At 59.3% G+C, this 14,558-nt stretch carries 8 protein-coding genes; 6 read left to right on the top strand and 2 right to left on the bottom strand.

The genetic code is table 11. The annotated features are described in order from the left end of the window. Positions 1-5,329: beta strand repeat-containing protein (locus AC07PQ_RS30305; RefSeq protein WP_495072398.1), on the bottom strand; the 5,329-nt coding region annotated here is incomplete at its 3' end. 796 nt (positions 5,330-6,125) lie between these two features. Between AC07PQ_RS30305 and AC07PQ_RS30300 the strand changes: the two genes are divergently transcribed. Continuing rightward, a complete protein-coding gene (locus AC07PQ_RS30300; RefSeq protein ID WP_493186739.1) occupies positions 6,126-6,614 on the top strand; it encodes an Hpt domain-containing protein in 489 nt (162 codons plus the stop codon). A 109-nt stretch (positions 6,615-6,723) separates the two neighbouring features. Here AC07PQ_RS30300 and AC07PQ_RS30295 read toward each other — a convergent pair whose 3' ends face one another. Next, complete coding sequence (locus tag AC07PQ_RS30295; RefSeq protein WP_007928839.1) at positions 6,724-7,353, bottom strand: response regulator transcription factor; 630 nt, start codon at positions 7,351-7,353, stop codon at positions 6,724-6,726. 518 nt (positions 7,354-7,871) lie between these two features. On the opposite strand from AC07PQ_RS30295, the gene AC07PQ_RS30290 reads away from it, so the two are divergent. The 5 genes from AC07PQ_RS30290 to AC07PQ_RS30270 all read left to right on the top strand — a co-directional run bounded on the left by AC07PQ_RS30290 (position 7,872) and on the right by AC07PQ_RS30270 (position 14,511). Further along, positions 7,872-8,435 carry a fimbrial protein gene (locus tag AC07PQ_RS30290; protein WP_007928840.1) on the top strand — a complete coding sequence of 188 codons (564 nt, stop codon included), beginning with the start codon at positions 7,872-7,874 and terminating at the stop codon, positions 8,433-8,435. A gap of 24 nt (positions 8,436-8,459) precedes the next feature. Then, entirely contained in the window at positions 8,460-9,227 is a 768-nt protein-coding gene (locus AC07PQ_RS30285) for a fimbrial biogenesis chaperone (protein WP_493186738.1), read from the top strand. Positions 9,228-9,396: 169 nt separating this feature from the next. After that, on the top strand, positions 9,397-11,967 hold the full coding sequence (locus AC07PQ_RS30280; RefSeq protein WP_493186737.1) for a fimbria/pilus outer membrane usher protein: 2,571 nt from the start codon (positions 9,397-9,399) through the stop codon (positions 11,965-11,967). Beyond that, the gene (locus AC07PQ_RS30275; RefSeq protein WP_052034493.1) at positions 11,967-12,746 is read left to right on the top strand and encodes a fimbrial biogenesis chaperone; all 780 of its coding nucleotides are present in this window, start codon (positions 11,967-11,969) and stop codon (positions 12,744-12,746) included. The genes AC07PQ_RS30280 and AC07PQ_RS30275 overlap by 1 nt, the downstream gene beginning before the upstream one ends. Positions 12,747-12,825: 79 nt before the next feature. Next, a complete protein-coding gene (locus AC07PQ_RS30270; protein WP_493186736.1) occupies positions 12,826-14,511 on the top strand; it encodes a ShlB/FhaC/HecB family hemolysin secretion/activation protein in 1,686 nt (561 codons plus the stop codon). Positions 14,512-14,558 lie beyond the last annotated feature (47 nt).

Here is a 14,558-nt window from a genome sequence, read left to right as displayed (position 1 = left end):
TGCCATCGGCACTGCTCACCGCGAAGGTGTCGGTGTAGGTGGTACCTGCGGCGAACTCGTTGTGGGCGGAGTCGGCGATGTAGGTCCAGGCACCGCCGGTGCCGATGGAGAATTGGCCGTAGTTGCCGGCAGTGTCGATTTGCGCCTGGAAGCTTTCCGGGCTGTCGATATCGCTGACGGTCAGGCTGCCGCCGGTGGTCAGCGGAGCATTGGTTTCGCTCAGCGTGACGCTGGCCGAGGAAAGCACGGCAGCGTCATTGGTACCGGTGACAGTGACAGTCACCAGTTGGGTATCCACGCCGCCGAGGCCATCGCTGACCTGCACGCTGAACACTTCGTCATGACTTTCTCCGGCCTTCAGCGATTGCACGGCACTGGCAACACCATCACTACCGTTGGCCAAGGTGTAGATCCATTGGCCGCTGCTGTCCACGGCAATCGAGCCGTAGGATCCAGTTGGCGAGCCATTGATGCTCCAGGTGGCCGTGGCATCGTGGTCGATGTCGGTCGAGCTGAACTGACCGCTGACGCTGAGGGTGGTGTCTTCCTTCACGGTGCCGGCATCGTTGCCGCTGGCGAAATTGAGCGCCGGCGCGTCATTGCTGCCGGTGACGGTAACGGTCACCTGCTGGGTGTCGACGCCGCCCAGGCCATCACTGACTTGCACACTGAACACTTCGTCATGACTTTCGCCGGCCTTCAGAGACTGCACGGCACTGGCAACACCATCGGTGCCGTTGGCCAGGGTGTAGGTCCACTGGCCGGTGCTGTCCACGGCGATCGAACCGTAGGTGCCGGTGTTTGTTCCGACGATGCTCCAGGTGGCCGTAGCATCGTGGTCGATATCGGCCGAGCTGAACTGGCCGCTGACACTGAGGGTGGTGTCTTCCTGCACGGTGCCGGCATCATTGCCGCTGGCGAAGCTGAGTACCGGCGCGTCATTGCTACCGGTGACAGTAACGGTCACCACCTGAGTGTCGACGCCGCCGAGGCCATCACTGACTTGCACACTGAACACTTCGTCATGACTTTCGCCGGCCTTCAGCGACTGCACGGCACTGGCAACGCCATCGCTACCGTTGGCCAAGGTGTAGATCCATTGGCCGCTGCTGTCCACGGCAATCGAGCCGTAGGATCCAGTTGGCGAGCCATTGATGGTCCAGGTGGCGGTGGCATCGTGGTCGATGTCGGCCGAGCTGAACTGACCACTGACGCTGAGGGTGGTGTCTTCCTTCACGGCGCCGACATCGTTGCCGGTGGCGAAATTGAGCACCGGTGCGTCATTGCTGCCGGTAATGGTGATGCTGACCGTCTGCGTCGCCGAAGCCGCGTTAGCCGCGCCGCTGTTGTCGGTGGCGACCACCGTGTACGAGAAGGTGATGGTTTCACCGGCGCCGAGGAAATCGAGGTTCTGGCTGCTGCTGTAGTCCCAGCTGTTCTGATCGACCGAGAAGCCGGCCACCAGTGCCGAAGCCACGCCCGCATTGAGTGTGCCACCGCTCCAGGCGATGTCACCGTTGGCGGTGTGCGACACAGTCACCACGTCGATGTTGTCCAGGTCGGCAAAGCTCAGGGCGTCGCTGTCGCTCAGTGTGGCAGTGCCATCACCTTCATTCATCGCTCCGGTGGTGTCGGCAATCGTCAGGGTTGGTTGGTCGTTGGTACCGGTGAGGGTGATGGTCACGGTCTGTGTTGCCGATGCAGCGTTAGCCGTGCCGCTGTCATCGGTGGCAACCACCGTGTACGAGAAGGTGATGGTTTCACCGGCGCCGAGGAAGTCGAGGTTCTGGCTGCTGCTGTAGTCCCAACTGTTCTGATCGACCGAAAAACCGGCGACCAGTGCCGAAGCCACGCTCGCATTGAGTATGCCGCCACTCCAGGCGATGTCGCCGTTGGCAGTGTGCGACACCGTCACCGTGTCGGTATTGTCCACATCGGCAAAGTTCAGGGCGCCGCTGTCGCTCAGTGTGGCAGTGCCATCACCTTCGTTCATCGTTCCGGTGGTGTCGGCAATGGTCAGGGTTGGTTGGTCGTTGCTGCCGGTGACGGTAATGGTCACCTGCTGGGTATCCACGCCACCCAGGCCATCACTGACCTGTACGCTGAACACTTCGTCATGGCTCTCGCCCGCCTTCAGCGATTGCACCGCACTGGCAACACCATCGCTACCGTTGGCCAGGGTGTAGGTCCATTGGCCGGTACTGTCGACGGCGATCGAACCGAAGGCGCCGGTATTTGCTCCGACGATGCTCCAGGTGGCGGTGGCATTGTGGTCGATGTCGGTCGAGCTGAACTGACCGCTGACGCTGAGGGTGGTGTCCTCCTGCGCGGTGCCGACATCATTGCCTAGCGCGAAATTGAGCACCGGTGCGTCGTTGCTGCCAGTGACAGTGACAGTCACCAGTTGGGTATCCACACCGCCGAGGCCATCACTGACTTGCACACTGAACACTTCGTCGTGACTCTCGCCTGCCTTCAGCGATTGCACGGCACTGGCAACGCCATCGGTGCCGCTGGCCAGGGTGTAGGTCCACTGGCCGCTGCCGTCCACGGCGATTGAACCGTAGGTGCCAGTTGGCGAGCCATTGATGCTCCAGGTGGCCGCGGCATCGTGGTCAATGTCGGTCGAACTGAATTGGCCGCTGACGCTGAGGGTGGAGTCTTCCTGCACAGCACCGACATCATTACCTGGTGCAAAGCTGAGCACGGGTGCGTCGTTGCTGCCGGTGACAGTAACGGTCACCTGCTGGGTATCGACGCCACCTAGGCCATCGCTGACCTGCACGCTGAACACCTCATCATGACTTTCGCCCGCCTTCAGTGACTGTACCGCACTGGCAACGCCATCAGTGCCGTTGGCCAGGGTGTAAGTCCACTGGCCGCTGCCGTCCACGACGATTGAACCGTAGCTGCCGGTATTTGACCCGGCAATGCTCCAGGTGGCGGTGGCAGCGTGATCGATATCGGCCGAGCTGAACTGGCCGCTGACGCTGAGGGTGGAGTCTTCCTGCACAGCACCGACATCATTACCTGGTGCAAAGCTGAGTACCGGCGCGTCGTTGCTACCGGTGACAGTAATGGTCACGAGTTGGGTGTCGACGCCGCCCAGGCTATCGCTGACCTGCACGCTGAACACCTCGTTGTGACTTTCGCCCACCTTCAGCGACTGCGCTGCACTGGCAACGCCATCGGTGCCGTTGGCCAGGGTGTAAGTCCACTGGCCGGTGCCGTCCACGGTAATCGAGCCGTAGGTGCCGGTGTTTGACCCGGCAATGCTCCAGGTGGCCGTGGCTGCGTGGTCGATATCGGTCGAGCTGAACTGGCCGCTGACGCTAAGGGTGGTGTCTTCCTTCACTGTGCCGACATCGTTGCCAGTGGCGAAATTGAGTACCGGCGCGTCGTTGCTCCCGATGACGGTAATGGTTACCAGTTGGGTATCCACGCCGCCCAGGCCATCGCTGACCTGCACGCTGAACACCTCATCATGACTCTCGCCCGCCTTCAGCGACTGCACTGCACTGGCAACACCATCGGTGCCGTTGGCCAGGGTGTAGGTCCACTGGCCGGTGCTGTCCACGGCGATCGAACCGTAGGTGCCGGTGTTTGTTCCGACGATGCTCCAGGTGGCCGTAGCATCGTGGTCGATATCGGCCGAACTGAACTGGCCGCTGACGCTGAGGGCGGTGTCTTCCTGCACGGCGCCGAGATCATTGCCCGTTGCGAAATTGAGCACCGGGGCGTCGTTACTGCCGGTAATGGTGATGCTGACGGTCTGCGTCGCCGAGGTCGCGTTTGCCGCGCCGCTGTCATCGGTGGCGACCACCGTGTACGAGAAGGTGATGGTTTCACCCGCGCCGAGGAAGTCGAGGTTCTGGTTGCTGCTGTAGTCCCAGCTGTTCTGATCGACCGAGAAGCCGGCCACCAGCGCCGAAGCCACGCCCGCGTTGAGCGTGCCGCCACTCCAGGCGATGTTGCCGTTGGCGGTGTGCGACACCGTCACCGCGTCGATGTTGTCCAGGTCGGCAAAGCTCAGGGCGCCGCTGTCGCTCAGTGTGGCCGCAGCGTTGCCTTCGCTCATGGCGCCGGCAGTGTCGGCAATCGTCAGCGTCGGCCGGTCGTTGGTGCCGGTGATCGTAATGGTCACGGTTTGCACCGCGCCGTCGCCGATCGCCACGTTATAGGTCTGGGTGAGGGTCTGGCCTTCACCCAGGAACTGCAGGGCGGCGTTGTCTACCGCGAAGTGCCAGCCCAGCGAGCCGCTGCCCGTGCCGGTGCTGTCGTTCAGCGGGTCTGTAGTGAAGCTGCCCAGGTAGCCCGAAGCACCCGGCGTGACGGTAACGCTGTGGGTGTCGATCAGGTCGGCGTCGGTAAAGGTGATGTTGCCGCTGGCAGCGTAGTCGCCGCTGTCTTCCTTGGCATCTCCGACCTGCACGCCGCTGGTGATCTGCACCTGGTCGTTGGTGCCGGTGATGGTGATGATCACATTCTGCGTTGTCGACGAGCCATGCCCGTCACTGATGGTGACCACATAAGTTTCGCTGGCTGTCTGCCCCTGGGCCAAGGACTGGGCTGCCGCGTTATTCAAGGTATAAGTCCAGTTGACGGTGCCGTTGGCCGCATTGGCGGCTTCAGTCACCGAAGCGAGGACGAAGTTGCCCAGCGCTGTGGCATTGCCTGGCGCCGCCACGAAAGAGGCGGTATGCGTGTCGCTCAGATCGACATCGTTAAACGCAATCGTGCCCGTCGCGCCGTGCGAGTCGGTCGGGCTAGGTGTCGTGGCCGCATCTTCGGTTACGGTACCGGCCTGGGCGCCAAGGCTCATCGTTACGCTGTCATTCGCACCTGCAAACTGCACCTGCGCGGTGGCCCAGCTGAGCGTGCCATTGCCGAGACGAATCGCATACGTAAAGCTGTCTGTCAGGGATGCTCCGGCAGCAAGCGCCTGAAGTTGCGCCTTGAAAGCAGTCGATAAGGTCGCGGCGTCGTAGCCGACTTTTCCATCGGACGTAATCCAGATTTTTGCACCATTGAAGCTGGTGTCGGAACTCGTCGCCTCAACTCTGCTCGTGTCCTGGACCAGGAGATCGGCCGGAGCATAAACCTTGGTGGCAGTAGAAAGGCTGGTTGCGTTATCGAGTGACCAGAGTGTCTTTGCATTGCCGCCCAGGTCATTGGACATGATGTCCAGATACACGACTCCCAGCAGGTCTTCAGTGATGCTTGCGCTGCTCGTGCCAATGACGCCGGTAGTGAAAATGTCGTCCTGCGCCTGCGGTGTATTGGAAAACGAGGTTGTGGTGCCGCCGCTGGTCGTTGTGGTGGTAGCCATGTCTTTCTCCCGAAAATGCTTTTTTTAGAATTGCCAGGTCCTGTTGACAGGACGAAGTCCCGTGCTTGTACCGCTCAGGGTGTCAAGGAACGGTGCGAGCTGATCCCGGACATCGTCGGCCGCCTGGGCCTGCCGGAAGAGGGACGCAGATGGCGTGCTGGTGAAGAAGTTCGCCGTGCTTGAGAAGCGAATCGCAGGCGCGGTTGGGCGAACATGGGCCCAAGCCCGGGGCTGCGCTGCGCATGGTGCGCAATAGCCTGAGAGCACCCATATGAAAGGGACTCCTGAAGTAATGGCTGGATGAAGCCGTGTCTTGGGGTCGTTTTGATTCAGGGATACGGCCTTTCCTGATATCAGTTTGATAGTTGTTTAGTTGTGGGGTCAGGCCTTGTAAAGGTGTTAACCGGGAGTAACAGTACGAAGTGCCAATATTCCGACGGGCGGATGTTTTGGTGTCAATATTATGTCGATGTGTTTTTGGCGAAATGCTCGCAAGCACCCGGCACTGATGCGGCTCAATGAGCTGAAACCCTTATGTGGCAAGGGCTGGCTGCGTCTGCCAGTGCTGGGCAGCGGCAAACTGCAGTGTCAGTTATTAAAAAAACTCCAGAGCATTTTCCTGTCGGGATTTTTCAGGCTGTCCGGATTTCGATGCCTGGGGCGTGGCGCCCCTGAACAAAGTTGCCTGTCCCGCGCTTTGAGAAATGTCTGATATTCGCTTCAAGGAGTTTTGCCTAGCCTGACCCGTATTCGGTGAATGCACCGTGGCATATTCAGGTGAGGCAGGGAGGCGGATATGAATAGGCAGGATGTACAGGCCGGTGCAACGCCGGAGGCGGCAGGTTTCAACGCGGGCGTGAGCGCGGATGACGAGGTGCTTCAGGCTATCCGGGTCGGTTCCGCCGTGTCGTTGCTAGAGGTGCTTGGCAGGCTCATGGACCTTGCTGGCGACAATGAACAAATCGCACGACGGCTCATAGACGACGTAAGGACCTACCAGATCAAAGACCTCGAGTTGTTGCGGGCGTACTGCGCACAAAACGATCGGCAGGCCATTGCCAGGCTGTGCCACAAGATGGCGGGTGCAGCTTGTGTGTTGAAGTACCAGCCGCTGATTTCCAGCTGCCAGCAGTTGAGGGACGTCAGTCTCGCGGGGAGTTGGCCGGTGCTGTTGGAAAGGGTGCAGTTGGTCGAGCAGGCGTTGCTCAACCTCAAGGACATCTGTCTTGTAGCCATACAGGATGATGGGCCAATCAATCTGAGAGAACTGCCTCGTGAGCGCTGATTCCTCTGCTGCTCTAAGGGAGTAGTACTCGATGTCCCGTCGCAAAACCGATAAGACGCCGATTCTGAAACGGACAGATGTCCATGCGCTGCTGGGTTTCGCAAGAGGCCTATATGATTCCTTTCTGCCTGGCTATTTCAATCAGGGACAGAAGGTTGGTGGTGTTGAATTTCTTCAAGAGTCTTACTTTGTAAGTGCTGACTGTTTTATGACTGATAAGCAGAGTCGCTGCAATCTCCCTATTGTTAAGACCCTGTGCCAATAACCTTAATGTGGTGATTTCCCTGTTGGTCAGCTGGGAAGCGGCAATACTTTGCATCTGGTTGGTGTGAATGCTTTCCTGCAACAGGAGCAGAGAACTTTCAGGGAAATAGGTATGCCCCGATAACAGTGCCTTTACTGCATCTCCGACCTCATCCAGCGCTTCGTCCTTGCAAATGAAACCTGCTGCGCCTCCATGCAAGCAACGTACGGCAAAATTCTTTGAGTCACTGGAAGTCAATATCAGCGTTTTTACCAGGAAGTTATTTGCCTTGAAGTGAGTGAGTACCGATAACCCGTCCAGTTGCGGTAGATCGAGGTCAAGTATCACCAGGTCCGGTTTATGTATGCGAACGACTTGAATGGCATCGACGCCATTGTCTGCCTCGGCGGCGATATTGTGACCGTTACGCTCAAGAATGACTTTCAATGCGACTCTGACCAGGGGGTGGTCGTCGACTATTACTATGGATCCCATAGTGTGCTCTCTCTATATTGATTATGCGTGTAGGTTTTATATTTTTACTCTCTATATTCAATTCTTCTCATTGAGGTTGGGCCTTTTGTCGGCGCTCACTGCGCAGGCCGGCGGGGTAGACTCCTTTCATTTTTATTGATTAGTTAGTTAGCCTGACTCAGGCTACTGTGATGCGAGCACTTGGCAGAGTTCAGCTGAACGCAATGCGTTGAAGAAGTACACAGTCTTGCCTCATAAGTAAAGACGAAATCAATGGGCGGTTTATTAAGATATTTCTGATGGGTGCTTCGGCCGTCTCTCAATTCAAATTCGAAGGTTGATCGGTAAGCTACGGCTTCCTTTGGGTGTCCTTCATGGGCTGCCAAGGGGGCTTGCTATTGTTGTCGACCAATCGACTTAGACTTTGAATGAGAGAGGCTAGGGCTGCTATGGCTGGCGTGATTTGGTCATGGCTGAACCGGGAGGACGATCAAATAGATTGCACTTCTTTTGCCGATCAACGTGAACAAGGAAATCACATGAAACGAACATCTTTACTATCCCTGGCAACTTCCAGCTTGATGCTTGCCGCACTTGTTCCTTCGTTATCTCATGCCACTGATGGCGTGGTTAACTTCTCTGGCAGCATCACTGACGTGACTTGCAATATCAACGGCAAGGCCCCGGGTGAAGACAACGTCACCAACGTGGAACTGGGGCGCATCTCTCCTTCGATCTTCAAGGCCATTGGCGATGCTTCTCCGTTCAAGGGCTTCCAATTGGTGCTGTCCGGCGCGGATTGTTCCAATGGAACCAAGGTCGTCGTTGATTTTGACCAGGTGGGCAACGTCGACGCGGCGACCGGAAACCTCAAGCTGATCGGCGCCGCGCCTGCTACCGGCGTGCAGATTCAGGTGTACAACGACAATGTCGCTGCTGGCACGAAAGTCCCACTCGGTATGTCGGAGGCCACGCCACAGGTCGCCACCGTTGCAGGCAACACGGCAACCCTGAAGTTCAAGGCGAACTATGTCGCGACCGCTGCTAGCGTTGGCGCGGGTTCGGGTAACTCCTTCGTTCGATACACCCTGTCGTATAAGTAAAGGCCAGCGCCCGAGGAGTGGGTCATGACGCCGAAAGCGCGTATTTTTTCTTCTTTCGTTCTCGGCGTCATGTTCTTGGGCGTATGTTCTGGAATCGTGCAGGCGTCGGTAGTCATCCAGGGCACTCGGCTGGTTTATCCGTCGGATGCTCGTGAAGTTACTATAAAAATGAACAATACCGGTGCCTCTGCTGCATTGGCCCAAAGTTGGATTGATGATGGCGATTCAACTAAAGGCCCCGAGGAAATAAAGGTTCCATTTTTGCTGTCCCCTGCGGTGATCCGTCTGGATCCGGGTAGTTCGGCTTCACTGCGTGTTTCCTATACGGGTGAAAAACTTGCAGAAGATCGGGAGTCCTTGTTCTGGCTCAATGTGCTGGAAACGCCTCCGCGCAAGGAAGTCGATGAAAATGTCTTGCAATTTACGTTCAGAACTAGAATCAAAGTGTTCTTTAGACCCAAGAACTTGAAGTCGGATGTGGACTTGGTGGCGAACAAGCTTGATTGGCAATTCAAGCAAGCCAGTCCTTCGGATGGAAAAGGCAAAGTCGGGCATCGCCTGGGGATTCAGGTAAGCAATCCGACGGCGTATTACGTTTCTTTCGGCAAGGTCGAAGTTACTCTGGATGGGCGACGGATTGCAGTTAAAGATGAAATGATCGCGCCTTTCAGTAGTGGTTTTTTTTCATTGCCCGAACAGGCTCCTCAGGCTTATCGAAAAGCCTCTGTTCATTACGAGGTCATTAATGACTTCGGTGGGCGGCGCGTACTTGAAAAACCGTTGTCCCTGTAACTTTTCTCACCCTGCAGTTCTGTCATTTCTATGACCTGGCTGCATGCCGGTATCGAATATGTTGAACGTCCAGCGTAGTTATCTGGTTGTTTTTGCTTGTGCGTTAGTTTCGTACGGTTTGAGCTCAGGTCGGTTTTTTCTATGTCTTGTTTCTACGGCGGCTATTGTCATGACGACTGAAACATGGGCTGAAACTTCCACTGCCGAGTCCGCGGGGCAGGGCGTGGTATTCGATTCGCAGATGTTGTTTCAGACCGAAGGTGCCCCCATCGATACCAGCCGCTTTGAGCGCCAGGGCTTTCTCATTCCGGGCAATTACCGTATCGACCTGCTGGTAAATGGTCAGTGGCGTGCCACGCAGAACATCGAGTTTCGCGACACGCATGGGCCGCAAGGCGGCCAGCCTTGTTATGAGCGTTCGTTGCTGGTCCGCGCTGGTATCGATCTGGACAAGGCGGCTTCGGCGCAACCTTCCGCAGAAAGCATGCCGGAGGGCACCTATTGCGCCGACCTGGCTCGCTACATTCCGGGTCTCACCACAAAAATCGATCTCAAGGAGCTGACGATCGATCTTTCGGTCCCACAATATTTCCTGCAGAAGAACCTGTCGAAAACCTACGTCGATCCGGCCAATTGGGATCATGGCGTTTCCGCGGGGCTACTCAACTACAACACTAACCTGTTCAGCGTGCAAAACAGCGGCCGCACCATGACCAATGGTTATGCCGGGCTGAACATGGGGGTCAATGCCGGCTCGGTGCGCTTGCGGCATAACGGCACCCTGACCTGGTCGCCGCAAACGGGTGGCCATTATCAGCGCGGGCAAGTTTATGCCCAGACCGAGCTGCCAGGCTGGCGCTCGCAGCTGCTGGTGGGAGAGAGCGCCACCGATGCGGATCTGTTCGACTCGGTGTCGTTCCGTGGTGTGCAGTTGTCCAGTGACGATCGGATGCTTCCTGACACTGATCGTTATTACGCACCTGTGGTGCGCGGTACAGCCAGTTCGAACGCCAAGGTGTCGGTCTATCAGCGCGGTTATCTGATCTCCGAAACCTCGGTGGCGCCAGGGCCATTCGAGATCAGCGATCTGCAGGCCGCCAGCTTCGGTGGCGACCTGAGCGTCACCGTGACCGAGGCTAACGGGAAGAGCAGCAGCTTCATCGTGCCCTTTGCCACGACTGTTCAGTTACTGCGTCCTGGAAACTCCCGATATGGCTTCACCGCCGGCCAGATCATCGATCCTGGACTGCGTGGCAATAACCAGTATGTGCTGCAAGGGACAGCCCAGCACGGTCTGGATAACGACATTACCGGGTACATCGGCAGTGCTGTCACGGGCAGTTATATGTCGGTGCTGATGGGGAGTGCGCTCAATACCGATGTGGGGGGCTTTGCTTTCGATGTGACCCAGGCCAAAACCAACGTGCCCAGAAGGGGCCGTCTGAAGGGGACGAGCCTGCGTCTGTCCTATAGCAAGAACCTGCCCAATAGCGGTACCAACTTCTCGTTACTGGCTTATCGCTACTCGACCCGTGGTTATTTGGGACTGCATGACGCGGTCGCGTTGCAGGACTTCGTCGGGAGCGGCGAACGGGTGGAAGCCTTCTCCCGAATGCGTGACCGGCTGGATGTGAATATCAGTCAGCAGTTGAAGGCCACTGGCGGGCATTTCTATGCCAGTGGTTCGGCGCTCAATTATTGGAACAGACAAGGCAAGGCCCTGAGCTTTTCCACGGGTTACAGCAATCAGTGGCGGGGCAATAGCTATTCCTTCGCCGTACAGCGCACGCTGGGTCAGAACCGGTATTCAGGGCGTCGGGCAGTCAGTAGCAATACGACCTTGAGTTTGACCCTTACGATCCCGCTGGGCCGTGAGACCCGGGGCGCAACGGTGCTCAATAACTTCGTCAGTCACGACCAGAGCACGGGAACTCATCTGACCAGCGGCGTTTCCGGGACAGTGGACGACGCGGGCAAAGCATCCTATGCCGTGTCCGTTTCCCGTGATGACAAGCAACGGGAAACCAGCCACAACGCTAGTCTCAATTATTCCTTGCCCCAGGTGGCCTTAAGTTCCAGTTTTTCCCAGGGCAGCGATTACCGCCAGGGCTCCATCGGTGCGTCCGGCGGCATGATCCTGCACCCCGGCGGCCTGACGTTTGCCCAGACCCTGAGCGAGACCAGCGGCCTGGTCTACGCGCCTCATGCCAAGGGCGCAGGTGTCGGCTACAGCGGCGCGCGGGTGAATGGCAGCGGTTACGCGGTGGTGCCCAGCCTCACGCCTTTCCAGCTCAATACCGTGGATATCGACCCGCAAGGCATGCCCGACGACGTCGAGCTGCAGGTCAGTTCGCGCAACACCGCGCCGGTGGCGGGAGCCGTGGTGATGCTGTCTTACCCGACCCGCAAGGCGCGCTCTTTCCTGATCAACAGCCTGCAACCCAATGGCGCGCTCCTGCCGTTTGCCGCGAGCGCGACCGACGCCGAGAGCGGGGTGGAAATGGGCGCGGTCGGCCAGGGCAGTCGCCTGGTGCTGCGCAGCGAAAAGGACCAGGGCTCGATCCGCGTCGAATGGGGTGATCAGCCTGGGCAGCAATGCCTGATCGACTACCGCTTGTCCAAACGCGATGCAGCGTCTGCCAAGGCGGCTGAGGCGAAGGGCTATGAGGTGTTCGACCTGCCATGCCGACCGCTGCCTCCCGACACTGCCGGCGCGCCCGCTCAGGCGAGGAACGGCTGATGCGACAGGCAGGCGGCTGGTGCTGCCCCTCGGCCATGGCTCGGCGAATCTGTGAGGGCCTGATGGCGGCCTGGCTGCTGATGTCGCTTTGCGCCGACGTCCAGGCGGCGCTGGCCATTACCGGTACACGCTTCATTTACCCGGGCAATACCCCGGCGTTGACGGTCAGGGTCGGCAACACCGGCGATGCGCCGATCCTCCTGCAAGCCTGGCTGGACCGGGGGGATACGCGCGCCGACCCGAGTCGTTTGACGGTGCCGTTCGTACTGTCGCCGCCTATTTCACGGCTTGACCCGCAACAGCGTAGCGCCCTGGTGGTGCGTTACACCGGCGAACCCTTGCCCGGCGATCGCGAGTCGGTGTTCTGGATCAACTTCCTTGAAGTGCCACCGGTGACGACCAGCGACAGCAATGTGCTGCGCCTGGCCTATCGCATGCGCATGAAGCTGCTGTACCGCCCTTCGGGCCTTGCCGGCAAGGCGGACGAGGCAATCGGGCAAGTGGTCTGGAGCCTCGACAAGGCACCCGGAGCGGACGGGCAGATGGCGTTGCTGGCCACCAGCCGGGCGCCTTACTACGTGTCCATCCCGCAGTTGGAACTGGGCAGCGGGGCTCAATCGATCAGTTGGCAGGGGATCACGCTCGAGCCTTTCGGCACGACACGTATCGCCCTGCCCGCAACAAAAAAGGCAGCCGTCGCCAATGCGACGGTCGTTCGTTACCAGGTGGCGATAGACAGCGGGGAGACGCTGAGTGGAAGTGCGCGGTTACAACAGTAGTTTTGCGATGGACAGATTCGCGGCGAGTGCATCGTCATGCGGTTGCGGTCGAGCGCCCGAGGGTGCGCGACCGGTGGGCATGAGTCTGGGGCGGCGTGGGTCGTGTTTCGTGCTGGCGGCGCTGCTGCCCCTGGCGGTGCCCGATATCGCCTTGGCCTTGCAGGTACCTAACGCCGGTCAGGCGATGCGTGACATCGAGTCGGTCCAGCCGGTCCAGCCAGTCCCTTCGGAGCTGGAGTTGGATCTGCCCAAGGCCGAGACACCCACCGCGCCAACAGCCCCGGACACCTCTGGGATCCGGGTGCAGGTCCAGGCGTTTGCCATCGAGGGCAACCAGGTTTTCGCCACCGAGCGCCTGCAGCCGCTGCTGGCCGACCTGCAGGGCCAGGAGCTGGACCTGAACGGTTTGCGCGCAGCCGCGCAGTGTATTACCGACTACTACCAGAAGCGGGGTTATGTACTGGCCCGCGCTTTCCTGCCGCCCCAGGACATTGAAAACGGCCTGGTGCGGATCGCCGTGGTGGAGGGGCGTTACGGACGCATCGAAGTGCAGAACCGTTCGCGCGCCCTGGATCAGGTGGTGCATGCGCCGTTGTCGGCGCTGAACAGCGGCGAGGCGGTATACGACGCGGACCTGGAGCGCAGCCTCTTGCTGTTGAGCGACCTGCCCGGGGTCCAGGCCCGCGGCACCTTGCGTCCTGGCCAGGAGTACGGGACCACCGACCTGGTGATCGACGCCGAGCCCGGGCCGCTGCTGAACGGCACCCTGGAGGCGGACAACTTCGGTGGCTACTACACCGGCGAATACCGCCTGGGCGGCAGCCTCAACCTCAACAACCCCTTGCGCCTCGGCGACCAGCTCAGCCTGCGGGCGATGCGCAGCGACGAGTCGCAGCGTTATTACCGTGCGGCCTACCAGTTACCGGTCGGTCCCTGGTCGACCCGCGTCGGCGGTGCGTACTCGCAAATGAGCTACCACGTGGGCCGGGACTTCGAGGTCCTCGACTACCACGGTACCGCCAGCTTCCGCAGTCTCTTCGTCGCCCAGCCGCTGGTGCGCAGCCGCACCTTCGACCTCACTGCGCAACTGCAATACGAAGACAAACGACTGCGCGACGACATCGACCTCTACGAGGACAGCAACCGCAAACGGATCGGCCTGTGGACCCTGAGCCTCAATGGCAACGGCCACGATCGCGTTTTCGGGGGAGGCCAGAACTTCTTCGATCTGTCCTACGGCAGCGGACGCCTGCGTTTCGGCGACCGCGAGAAAGAGGTCGGGGACAGGCGTACCGCGGGTACTTCGGGCGGGTTCGCCAAGCTCAATCTCAATGCTGCGCGCCTGCAGCGCCTGAGCGACCGCTTCCAGCTCTATACCCGGCTGAGTGCGCAATGGACCAACAGCAACCTGGACAGCTCGGAAAAGCTCGGCCTTGGCGGTCCCTACGGTGTGCGTGGCTATCCATTGGGTGCCGGCAGCGGCGACCAGGGCTGGCAGGCCAGTACCGAACTGCGCTACGCCCTGGCCCCACGCTGGCAGCTCAGCGCTTTCGCCGACACGGGCACGGTCAAGGTCAACCGCCAACCCTGGACCTCCGAAAACAATACCCGCCGGATCACGGCGACTGGTATCGGTGCCAGCTGGGCGGGGCCTTCGCAGCAAGTCAACCTGACGCTCGCCTGGCCGCTGCATGACAACGGCAAGATCCGGGACAAGCCGGAGCGCCGCCCCCAGGTCTGGATGAACGCGACGCAATATTTCTAGTACCTGCTCGTAGCAGGAGTGGTGTCGTTCTGCAAATGGTTTGCAGA

This window comes from Pseudomonas sp. GW821-FHT09E12, from assembly GCF_059416085.1.
This window is presented reverse-complemented; position numbering and strand designations above follow the sequence as displayed.